The 12,579-nt window shown below is 35.1% G+C and carries 5 protein-coding genes; all 5 read left to right on the top strand.

All coding sequences use genetic code 11. The features are described from left to right. Positions 1 to 70: 70 nt before the first annotated feature. Positions 71 to 2,794, top strand: coding sequence for an alpha/beta hydrolase-fold protein (locus tag ACEN2I_RS08540; RefSeq protein ID WP_441765679.1), 2,724 nt, complete (start codon positions 71 to 73; stop codon positions 2,792 to 2,794). Between the two features lie 42 nt (positions 2,795 to 2,836). Then, positions 2,837 to 5,371, top strand: coding sequence for a glycosyl hydrolase 115 family protein (locus ACEN2I_RS08545; RefSeq protein ID WP_441765680.1), 2,535 nt, complete (start codon positions 2,837 to 2,839; stop codon positions 5,369 to 5,371). A gap of 146 nt (positions 5,372 to 5,517) precedes the next feature. Then, the gene (locus ACEN2I_RS08550; RefSeq protein ID WP_441765681.1) at positions 5,518 to 7,815 is read left to right on the top strand and encodes a beta-L-arabinofuranosidase domain-containing protein; all 2,298 of its coding nucleotides are present in this window, start codon (positions 5,518 to 5,520) and stop codon (positions 7,813 to 7,815) included. Positions 7,816 to 7,899: 84 nt separating this feature from the next. Continuing rightward, positions 7,900 to 10,494, top strand: a complete 2,595-nt coding sequence (xyl3A, locus tag ACEN2I_RS08555) for a xylan 1,4-beta-xylosidase (protein WP_441765682.1) — start codon at positions 7,900 to 7,902, stop codon at positions 10,492 to 10,494. Between the two features lie 50 nt (positions 10,495 to 10,544). Further along, on the top strand, positions 10,545 to 12,488 hold the full coding sequence (locus tag ACEN2I_RS08560; protein WP_441765683.1) for a glycoside hydrolase family 97 catalytic domain-containing protein: 1,944 nt from the start codon (positions 10,545 to 10,547) through the stop codon (positions 12,486 to 12,488). Positions 12,489 to 12,579: the final 91 nt, after the last annotated feature.

Here is a 12,579-nt window from a genome sequence, read left to right on the forward strand (position 1 = left end):
ATTAGTTTTTAATTTCTTGCGTATTTAAATTCAGATTTAAAATAATTTTTTGATACTAAAAACAGCTATAATGAAATCAATAATTAGGTTTTTCGCATTTGCAGTTCTTTTTTCAATAACACAAAAAGGATATTCTCAAGATGCTAATTTTCATGTTTATCTGAGCTTTGGCCAGTCGAATATGGAAGGGTATGCCAAAATAGAACCGCAGGATAAAGAGGGTGTTGATGATCGATTTCAGGTTTTACAGGCAGTCAATTGTCCTGAACTGAAACGTGAAAGGGGAAATTGGTATACCGCTATACCGCCATTGTGCCGCTGTAATACCGGACTAACACCAGTTGATTATTTTGGAAGAAATCTGGTAGCCAATCTTCCTGAAAATATAAAAGTAGGTGTAATTAATGTAGCCGTTGGAGGCTGTAAGATTGAACTTTTTGACAAAGATAAAACAGCAGAATATGTTGCAGCAGCGCCAGACTGGATGAAAGGTATTTTAAAAGAATACGAAGGTAATCCTTATCAAAGGCTTGTGGAGTTGGCAAAAATAGCACAAAAGAAAGGAGTAATTAAAGGTATACTCTTGCATCAGGGAGAATCGAATACAGGAGATACCCTGTGGCCAAAAAAAGTAAAAATAGTCTACGATAATTTAATCAAAGACCTCAATCTGGATTCAAAAAAAGTACCGTTACTTTCGGGAGAAACTGTAAACGAAGACCAGAATGGGAAATGTGGGAGCATGAATAGAATAATTGCGACACTACCAAAAATAATACCTAATTCTTATGTGATTTCATCTAAAGGATGCACGGCTGAACCTGATTTTTTACATTTTAATGCTGCTGGTTACAGAGACTTAGGAAGACGTTATGCCGAAAAAATGCTCTCTTTATTAGGATATAAATTTTCAGACGGAAAAATGCCTTTACTACTACAGGCTCCTATCGGCTTTGATCAGTTAAATGCAAATGTACCATCGGGAAAAATAGAGACTATCAGCTATGAATCTAAAACTGTTGGTTCTATTAGGAAAGCGACAGTATATACACCTCCAGGATTCAATAAAAAGAAAAAATATTCGGTTTTGTATCTTTTGCACGGTATAGGGGGAGATGAAAAAGAATGGCTCAACGGAGGAAGTCCGCAGCTTATATTAGATAATCTTTATGCGGAAGGAAAATTAGAGCCTATGATTGTAGTGATGCCCAATGGAAGAGCCATGAAAGATGACAGCGCTTCTGGTAACATCATGGCACCAGATAAAGTGCAGGCATTTGCTGCTTTTGAAAAAGACTTGTTAAATGACCTGATTCCTTTTATCGAAAAAAAATATCCAACTTTTAAAGACAGAGAGCACCGTGCAATTGCTGGTTTGTCTATGGGCGGTGGACAATCTTTAAATTTCGGATTGGGTAATTTAGATAAATTTGCCTGGATAGGTGCTTTCTCAGCAGCTCCTAATACTAAAATGCCAAAAGAATTGCTCCCCAATCCAGAAGAAGCCAAAAAGAAATTAAAACTCCTTTGGATTTCTTGTGGTGACAATGACTGGCTTATCGGGAATAGTGAAAGAACTCACGATTATTTATATAAAAATGATGTACCTCATATCTACTATATTGAACCGGGAGTCCATGATTTTAAAGTGTGGAAAAATGGCTTATATATGTTTTCGCAGTTTTTGTTTAAGACTGTTAATCAGTCAGATTTTACAAGATATACCATTTTGGGATCTCAGGCAGAAACGAATAGCCGTAATGCTAAATATCCGCAAATATTGCCAGACAATCGGGTAGTTTTTAGAATCGCAGCTCCCGAAGCTTCAAAAGTACAAATAGATTTGGGCAAAAAATACGATATGACAAGAGATTCAGAAGGGCTCTGGACTGTAACTACTGATGTAATCAACAAGGGTTTTAATTATTATTCCCTGCTTATAGATGGTGTGGCTGTCGCAGATCCGGGAAGTCAAACATTTTACGGTATGGGACGTATGGCAAGTGGTATTGAAATTCCAAATAAAGACGGCGATTTTTATACGTTAAAGGATGTTCCGCATGGTGATATCAGAATTAAAAAATACTTTTCGAAAGGAACGAATTCGTGGCGTGAAATGTATGTGTATACACCACCGGGTTATGATAATGCCACACAAAAATATCCGGTTTTATATCTCTTGCATGGAGGAGGTGAAGATCAAACAGGCTGGGCAAATCAGGGAAAAGCAAGTTTGATTTTAGATAATTTAATAGCTGATACTAAGGCAAAGCCAATGGTAATCGCAATGCTTGACGGCAATATGGGAAATACAGGCGGAATTGCAGGTTTTAATGAAAATGCACTAAAAGCTTTTGAAAATGAATTAAAAGCAGGAGCAATTCCATTTGTAGAAAGCAATTTTAAAGTAAAAACAGATGCTGAAAACAGAGCTTTAGCAGGGTTATCTATGGGAGGATTACAAACGCTTTATGCGGGTGTTAAAAATTCTAATTTGTTTTCTTACATTGGTATATTTAGTTCAGGTTGGTGGGCCAATAATTCAACTTTATCAGAGCCTCAATATGAGTTCATGAAAAAAAATGCCGCAACAATTAATTCGAATATAAAAGAATTTTGGATTTCAATGGGAGGTAAAGAAGATATCGCTTATGAAAACTGCAAAATAATGATGAAAAAGTTCGACCAGCTCGGAATTAAATATAAATACAGTGAATATTCTGGAGGACATACTTGGCCAGTTTGGAGACACGATTTATTTAGGTTTGCGCCGTTATTGTTTCAGCAGAAATAAAGATCTTTAAAATAGTAATTGAATTGCAAAATAATAAAATTCATGAATACATTTTCAAAATATATCCTCACACCTATTATCGTTTTTAGTTGTGCTATTTTAAAAGCGCAGCCCTTTATTACAACTGAAAAAGGAAACAACGTTGTTGTACTAAAAGAGAAATCTTCACAGCTGTCTTTTTTTGTAAGCAATGGAACAGATGCTGGTGTTTTACGTGCTATTACTAATTTACAAACTGATTTTGAAAAAGTTACCGGAGGAAAACCTGTTATTTTTAATCAGGAATCAAATTTTTCTTCGCCGTTGATTATCATAGGAACAATCGGAACCAATTCAATTATTGATGATTTAATTAAGGTAAATAAAATCGACGGAAAACTGTTGAAAGGCAAAAACGAAAAATTTAGTATTCAAAATATTAAAAATCCATTTAAAGGTGTAGAAGAAGCTATTATAATTGCCGGAAGCGACAAACGCGGAACAATTTACGGAATTTACGAGTTATCGAAACAAATTGGCGTTTCTCCTTGGTATTACTGGGCTGATGTGCCTGTTGAGAAAAAAGAGACTCTTTATTTTATCAAAGGAACATACACCGATGGAGAACCCGCAGTGAAATACAGAGGAATTTTTATCAATGATGAAGCTCCCGCATTAAGCGGTTGGGCAAAAGCAACATTTGGAGGCTTTAATAGTAAGTTTTATGAGAAGGTTTTTGAATTACTCCTTCGGCTAAAAGCCAATTATATATGGCCTGCCATGTGGGGAAATGCTTTTTATGATGATGATTCGGCGAGTGGACCTTTAGCTAATGAAATGGGAATTATCTTGGGTACATCCCACCATGAACCAATGGCTTTAGCACAGACAGACTGGCACAGGTATATTAAAAAAAATAATCTTCCCAATATTTGGGATTATGCTAAAAATAAAACAGTTTTAGATGAATTCTGGAAAAGCGGAATAGAACGTAGCAAGAATTGGGAAAAATTGGTAACCGTAGGAATGCGTGGAGATGGTGATGAAGCTATGAGTGAAGGAACCAATATAAGTCTGCTGGAGAATATCGTAAAAGAACAGCGTAAAATTATTGCAGAAGTAACGCAAAAAAAAGCTGAAAAAACACCACAAGTTTGGGCATTGTATAAAGAAGTACAGGATTATTATGATCAGGGAATGCGTGTTCCGGATGATGTCATTTTATTGTTCTGTGATGACAATTGGGGAAATGTGCGTAAACTCCCAGACCTGACAAAACCTTTACACAAAGGAGGTTACGGAATGTATTATCATTTTGATTATGTGGGAGGCCCAAGAAATTCAAAATGGATCAATATTAGTCCGATACAAAGGGTTTGGGAACAGATGAATCTGAGCTATTCGCATGGTGTTGATAAGGTGTGGATTGTAAATGTAGGAGATCTTAAACCAATGGAATTTCCGATCAGTTTCTTTTTAGATATGGCGTGGAATCCTAAAAAGTTCAATTCTCACAATCTATTTGAATTTACAGAAAAATGGGCCGCAGGTCAGTTTGGAACAAAATACGCCAAAGAAATCGCAAGACTCTTAAATACATATCCGAAATTCAACCGAAGAGTTACGCCCGAAATGCTGGACAGCAATACGTACAGTCTGGAAAATTACAATGAATTTGAAACAGTAGTTAATGATTATAAAAATCTGGCATTAGACGCATATCGAATTTACAATGAAATTCCAGAGGAATATCAGGACGCTTATTTTCAATTGGTTTTGTATCCTATAGATGCCTGCAGCAATTTGTATGAAATGTATTTTGCCCAAGCGAATAACAGGAAACTGGATTCAGAAAAAAATATTCTGGCTAACACTTTTGCCGATCAGGTAAAAAACAATTTCGCAAGGGATTCTGTACTTCAAAACAAGTATAATAATCAAATTTCAGGAGGTAAATGGACTCACATCATGGATCAGATGAGAATTGGATATAAAGCATGGCACGACTCACCCAAAAACATTTTACCTGAAGTAAGTTATGTTTCAGAAAAAGATCAGGTAGTTTCGAATGTATTCTTAGAAAAAGAGGGCTATGTTGCTATCGAAGCAGAACATTTTTCTAAAGTAAATAATTCAGAAAATATTCATTGGGAGGTAATTCCTGACTTTGGAAAAACAAAAAGCGGTATCACTACATTTCCGCAAAATAAGTATCCATCTCAAACAGAAAATATTTTTGTTGAATATGAAATTGATTTTGTTTCAACCGGAGAGTTTAACGTAGAACTGCTTTTGGCTCCTACGCTTAACTTTAATAGTAATAAAGGGCTTCGTTATGAAGTCTCTTTCGATGGAGAAAAACCACGACTTATCAATTTTAACGGACATTATCGTGGCGAATTAGGAAAATGGCAGGCAGAACACCTGATTCATAGTGCTACTAAACATAGTATTTCAAAAGTAGGAAAACATGTTTTACGTTTTCACGTTTTAGACCCTGGTATTGTGCTGCAGAAGATTGTTATAAATACAGGAGGATTGAAACCATCTTATCTTGGACCGCCGGAAAGTGACATGATTTATAAAGATGATTTTTAAATTTTAGAATATTCTGAATAATCAGATGCCATGGAGGACAACGTGGTTTTAATTTAAATGTTTAATGCAATTCAAATTAGGGTAGATACCCATAATAAATAAAGATTCTAAGACAGATATCAACAATTTCTTAACCACCTGCTATTATGATAATATTTTTTAATAAAAGCAAAATTTTATATAGCTTACTGGGGTTTTTTACGGCATTCTTAGCAGTTGCTCAAATGCAGTCTTTCGATTTAAAAGAGGTTAGATTGAACGATGGGCCTTTTAAAAATGCTCAGGATGTTGATCTTAAGTATATTTTAGAACTCAATCCTGACAGGCTTTTGGCTCCTTACCTCATTGCTTCCGGAATACCTGTAAAGGCAGAACGATATGGGAATTGGGAAAGCATAGGGCTTGACGGGCATATTGCCGGACATTATCTTTCTGCCTTGTCCATGATGTACGCATCTACTGGAAATACAGAGCTTAAAAATCGTTTAGAGTACATGATTTCAGAATTGGCTATTTGTCAGGAAAAGAATGGCAATGGTTATGTGGGAGGAATCCCGCAGGGAAAAGTTTTTTGGGATCGAATTCATAACGGAGATATAGACGGAAGTAATTTTGGCTTAAACAACACCTGGGTTCCTATTTATAATATTCACAAACTTTTTGCGGGTTTGTATGATGCTTATCATTATACAGGAAATAAAAAAGCAAAAGATATTTTAATAAAACTAGGCGATTGGTTTATTGAATTAATTCGCCCGCTTTCTGATGAGCAGATTCAGAATATATTAAAAACAGAACATGGGGGAATAAATGAATCTTTTGCAGATTTGTATATCCTTACTAAAGACAAAAAATATCTGGAAACTGCCGAGAAAATTTCTCATTTAGCCATTCTAAATCCACTAATAAAAAAAGAAGATAAATTAACAGGACTGCATGCGAATACACAAATACCAAAAGTTATTGGTTTTGAAAAAATTGCAATGTTTTCAGGAAATAAAAAATGGTCAGATGCTGTACAGTTTTTTTGGAAAAATGTAACCCAAAAACGCAGTGTAGCTTTTGGAGGAAACAGTTTTGCTGAACATTTTAATCCTGTTGAAGATTTTAGTGGCATGGTAAAATCAAATCAGGGACCTGAAACATGTAACTCCTATAATATGGAGCGTTTAGGAAAAGCTTTATTTCTGGATAAAAGCGATGTGTCATATCTTGACTTTTACGAACGTACGCTATACAACCATATTCTGTCAAGCCAGCATCCGGAAAAAGGTGGTTTTGTATATTTTACTCCCATCAGACCGAATCATTATCGGGTATATTCACAACCAGAAACAAGTATGTGGTGCTGTGTAGGTTCAGGGCTTGAAAATCATTCCAAATATGGGGAATTAATTTACAGTCACACAGCTAAAGATGTTTTTGTAAATCTTTTTATTTCATCAAAATTAAACTGGAAAGAAAAAGATATTTACCTTGAACAAAGCACAAAATTTCCATTTGAAAATAATACAGATCTTGTTTTAAAACTAAAAAAAAGCAAAACATTTTCCGTGAATATCCGCTACCCGAAGTGGGCTGAAAATTTTGAAATTTTTGTAAACGGAAAAATTCAAAAAACAGAAATTAAACCATCCAGTTATGTAATTCTCAAAAGGAAATGGAAATCGGGAGATCAAATAACGGTTAAATTTAAAACTTCGACACATTTAGAAAGTTTGCCAGACGGTTCGAATTGGAGTGCTTTTGTGAACGGGCCGATTGTACTGGCTGCCAAAACATCAGACAAAAATTTAGATGGATTATTTGCTGATGACAGCCGAATGGGACATGTCGCGGCTGGTAAATATTATCCTCTTGATCAGGCATATGCTTTAATAGGAGAAAAGGAAGACTATGTTGCAAAATTGAAGGAATTGGATAAACTGCATTTCCGTTTAGATTCATTAGAATTAGAACCTTTTTTTGAAATCCATGACTCCCGATATCAAATGTATTTCCAGAATTATACCAAAGAACAGTATCAGGAAAAACATGCATTATTGAAGCAGCAGGAAATAGAAGCAATGGCTTTGGAATCTAAAACAATTGATAAAATTAATTGCGGTGAACAGCAGTCAGAAGTTGATCACCGTTATAAAGGCGAAAAAAGTGAATCAGGTTATGAAGATACAAAGGCATGGAGAAGTACACGGTCTTATATTTCATATCAATTAGTAAATAAAAAAAAGTCGGGTAAACTTTTGGAGATAAGCACCATTGATAATTTTAAAATAGATACCATCACAATCCTTATCAATGAAAAACCTGCCAATATAGTGTCTTTAGAGAATAAAGTAATGAGTCTGAATGTAGATAATATAGAAGAAATAAACATAAAAATAACAGCAAAAACAACTCGTAATAGTCCAAAGTTTTATCAGTTAAGAATTCTAAAAAATTAAAAATATTACAGGAATTTCAAAATTAATTGGCTTATAAATTATTACTAAAATTGGTATCATACACGCAACACAAATACACAAATTATGAAAAGTAGTTATGTTTATATAATAAGTTTAGTATGTTTTTTTAGTGCAAATGCACAGCAGTTACCTTATAAAAACCCTTCTCTTAGTGCTACTGAGCGAGCTAAAGATTTAATTTTGAGATTAACTCTTGAAGAAAAGGCTGTATTGATGTGTGATCAGTCGGATGCTATCCCAAGACTTGGAATTAAAAAATTCAATTGGTGGAGCGAAGCATTACATGGCTATGCAAACAATGATAATGTAACTGTTTTTCCTGAGCCTATTGGAATGGCAGCTTCATTTGATGACGAATTACTGTATCGTGTTTTTGATGCTGTATCCGATGAAGCCAGAGCAAAATATAACCAATGGATTAAAGATGGAAATGAAAACAAACGTTTTTTGAGCCTTTCGGTTTGGACACCTAATGTAAATATTTTTAGAGATCCCCGTTGGGGTCGTGGTCAGGAAACGTATGGCGAAGACCCTTATCTGACTACCAGGATGGGAATTTCAGTTGTAAAAGGATTGCAAGGTCCTGCAGATGCTAAATACCGTAAGCTTTTAGCTTGTGCAAAACATTATGCCGTTCATTCAGGACCAGAATGGAGCAGGCATGAATTGAATTTGAATAATGTAGATCCTCGTGAGTTATATGAAACCTATTTGCCTGCTTTTAAAGCGTTAGTTCAAGATGCCGATGTTAGACAAGTAATGTGTGCCTATCAGCGTATAGATGATGAACCTTGTTGTAGTAATACTAAACTTTTACAGCGTATTCTTCGTGATGAGTGGGGTTATAAATATTTGGTAGTTTCAGATTGTGGGGCGGTTACGGATTTCTACACCACTCATAAAGTTTCGTCGGATGCGGTTCACGCTGCTTCAAAAGCGGTCCTGGCAGGAACGGATGTAGAATGTGTTTGGGAAAAGTATCCTTTTAAAGAATTGCCTGCAGCAGTTGCCAAAGATTTAATAAAGGAAGATGATATTGATAAAAGTCTGCTTCGTGTTTTAGTGGGGCGTTTTGATTTGGGCGAAATGGATGATGATGCAATTGTTCCTTGGACGCAAATTCCTCCATCAGTTCTTAACAGTAAAGAACACCAGCAATTAGCACTTGAAATGGCTCAAAAGTCAATGACGCTTTTGCAAAATAAAAACAATATACTTCCATTAAACAAAACTTCGGGTAAAATTGCTTTAATTGGTCCAAATGCCAGCAATGAACCAATGCTGTGGGGAAATTATAATGGAACTCCAAATAAAACGATTACCATTAAAGCTGGAATTGAATCCAAAATTTCAGCCGACAAAATCTTTTATGATAAAGCCTGTGATTTAGTCGAGGATAAAGTAAACCAAAGTTATTTTGACCAAATTTCATTTGAAGGAAAGAAAGGAATGAAAGTTACCTATTGGAATAATCCAAATAGAGAGGGTACTAGTGTTATATCTCAGCAAATTGTGAATCCTATAAAAATGACAACTGCTGGTCAGCATGAGTTTGCTTCTGGAGTTAAACTAGAAGGATTTTCAGGAAAATATGAAACAGAATTTACTGCCAAAGCAAATGATACGCTTGTATTTAAAACAGGTGCTACAGGAGCTTTTGAATTAATAGTTGATGGAAAATCTGTTGCTAAATATACCAATTGGCGTACTATTCCTAGTAATTTTCCTTTTGTCGTCGAAGCAGGTAAAAAATATAAAATCGAAATTATTTTCGCCCAATCCAACAATTGGCAGGCTAATCTTGAATTCGATTTTGGAAAAGAATATGCAATCGATTTTAGTGGATTAATTAAAAAATTAAAAGGAATAGATACCGTAGTTTTTGTAGGAGGACTTTCAACTTTATTGGAAGGCGAAGAAATGCCGGTTTCATATCCGGGTTTTAAAGGCGGAGACCGAACAAACATTGAGCTGCCGGCTGTGCAGAGAAAATGTTTGCAAGAACTTAAAGCTGTGGGCAAAAAAGTAATTTTTGTAAACTGTTCGGGTTCAGCTATTGCTTTAACTCCTGAGACAATAAGCTGTGACGCTATTTTACAGGCATGGTATCCAGGAGAATCCGGAGGTCAGGCTGTAGCCGATGTTCTTTTTGGAGATTATAATCCTGCCGGGAAATTGCCTGTTTCATTTTATAAAAATTCTGAAATATTAGGTGATTTTGAAGATTATTCAATGAAAGGACGTACTTATAGATATACAACGAATGTGCTGTTTCCATTTGGTTTTGGATTAAGTTACTCTAAATTTAATATTGGGATTGGCAAATTAAACAAGACCACTATAAAATCAAATGAAAATACGCAATTAAGTTTTCCAATACAAAACAGCAGTAAACGCAATGGAACAGAGATTGTTCAGGTATATGTTAGAAAATTAAATGATAAAGCTGGCCCTTTGAAAACATTGAGATCATTTAAAAGAGTAGAATTAAAAGCCGGAGAAAAGCAAAATGTAACAATAGATTTACCTGCTTCTTCGTTCGAATTTTATGATTCTAAAATTAATGGAATGAATGTGACTTCGGGCGAATATGAGTTGTATTACGGTAGTAGTTCAGATGCCAAAGATTTAAGAACAATAAAAGTATTTGTACAATAATTATTTCATTTTTTTGCAAATAAAAATAAACCAATTAATCTAAGTCAATTATGCGTTTTAAGTATGTTTTATCTTTATGTCTGTTTAGTTTCATTACATTAAATGCACAATCTGTTGTAAAAAGCCCTGATGGAAAACTTAAGGTTTCCGTTTCGGTCTCGACTGGAATACCATTGTACAGTATTTCATATAATGAAAAAACCTTTTTAGAAAATTCACCTCTGGGATTGAAAACCAATGTCGGTGATTTTACCTCAGGTTTAGTTTTTGAAGCAAAAGTGAATCAAAATAAAATTGATGATACCTACTATTTACCTAATATAAAGCAAAGTAAAGTTCATTATGTGGCAAACGAAGCTGTATTTTCTTTTACGAAAGAAGGAAAAAATGCTATTGATGTAATTTTTAGAATAAGTAATAATAATGTAGCTTTTAGATATAAAGTATATCCGCAAAAAGAAGCACGTGCCTGTGTAGTACAGGAAGAAGCTTCAGGTTTTATTCTGCCTCAAGGAACAACTAATTTTCTTTGTCCGCAAAGCAAACCAATGACAGGCTACGCCAGAACAGCCCCGAGTTATGAGACATCCTATACGTTGGATGCTCCAATGGGAAAAAATGGCATAGGTGAAGGGTATACATTTCCGTGTCTTTTTAAAGTAAATAATGATGGATGGGTTTTAATATCCGAGACAGGTGTAGATAGTGGTTATTGTGGGAGCAGACTTATTGGACATGATAAAGGATTATATACTGTCGGATTTCCAATGGCAGGAGAAAATAATGGAAACGGAACAACTGCTCCGGGAATACCGCTTATTGGAGAAACTCCCTGGCGAACAATCACAATTGGAGAAACTCTGGCACCTATTGTAGAAACTACAATTCCTTTTGATTTGGTTAAACCAAAATACCAGGCTTCCAAAGAATATCAGTATACGAAAGGTTCCTGGAGCTGGATAATGAAAATGGATAGCAATACTACTTTTCCGGTACAGAAACAATACATTGATTTTAGTGCCGCTATGGGATATGAAACCATTTTAGTTGATGCACTTTGGGATACTCAGATAGGAAAGGATAAAATCTCAGAACTGGCTAGATATGGTGCAGAAAAAAGAGTTGGTTTGTATTTATGGTATAATTCTAATGGATATTGGAATGATGCGCCTCAAGGACCGAGAGGGTTGATGAACAATTCGACAATTCGCCGTCAGGAAATGGCATGGATGAAAAGTATTGGTGTAAAAGGAATTAAGGTAGATTTTTTTGGTGGAGACAAACAAGTGACCATGAAATTGTATGAAGATATCCTGACAGATGCAAATGATTTTGGGATAATGGTTATTTTTCATGGTTGTACATTACCAAGAGGATGGGAGCGTATGTATCCAAATTATGCCTCTAGTGAAGCTGTTTTAGCCAGCGAAAATTTGCATTTTGGACAAGCAAGCTGTGACAATGAAGCAATAAGCGCCTCGATACATACATTTATTCGAAACACAGTAGGAAGCATGGATTTTGGAGGAAGTGCCCTCAATGATTTTTACAATGCAGACAACACTCCCGATAAAGGTTCAAAACGAATGACTTCGGATGTTTTTGCTTTGGCTACAGCCGTATTATTTCAAAGCGGGGTACAGCATTTTGCGTTAGCACCAAACAATTTGACAGATGCTCCGGACTGGGCTATTAATTTTATGAAAGAAGTACCGACAACATGGGATGAAATTCGATTTTTAGACGGATATCCAGGGAAATATGTGGTACTTGCCCGACGTAAAGGAACAAAATGGTATATAGCAGGTGTGAATGCGCAAAAAGAAATTTTAAAGCTTAAAATAAAATTGCCAATGATGGTTTCAGGATTATCGTTAAAATGCTATCAGGACGATGAAAAATTAAATGGAAAAGTAAAAACAATAAAAATTAAAACGAACCAGGAAGTTGAAGTAATAATTCCTCATAATGGAGGAATACTTCTTTTAAATTAATTGTAAATTTATAAATAGAGGATTTATTAAAAATCTGTCAGAATATTTAAATGGGTTATAAAATGAAAAAAGTTGCGTTTAAGCAACTTTT

It is taken from the genome of Flavobacterium sp. W22_SRS_FK3 (assembly GCF_052113665.1).
Classification (GTDB): Bacteria; Bacteroidota; Bacteroidia; order Flavobacteriales; family Flavobacteriaceae; genus Flavobacterium.

Bases quoted from the DNA above. Each gene is read 5' to 3' on its own strand.
- ACEN2I_RS08540 (WP_441765679.1), top strand. From the start codon at position 71: ATGAAATCAATAATTAGGTTTTTCGCATTTGCAGTTCTTTTTTCAATA.
- ACEN2I_RS08545 (WP_441765680.1), top strand. From the start codon at position 2,837: ATGAATACATTTTCAAAATATATCCTCACACCTATTATCGTTTTTAGT.
- ACEN2I_RS08550 (WP_441765681.1), top strand. From the start codon at position 5,518: ATGATAATATTTTTTAATAAAAGCAAAATTTTATATAGCTTACTGGGG.
- xyl3A (WP_441765682.1), top strand. From the start codon at position 7,900: ATGAAAAGTAGTTATGTTTATATAATAAGTTTAGTATGTTTTTTTAGT.
- ACEN2I_RS08560 (WP_441765683.1), top strand. From the start codon at position 10,545: ATGCGTTTTAAGTATGTTTTATCTTTATGTCTGTTTAGTTTCATTACA.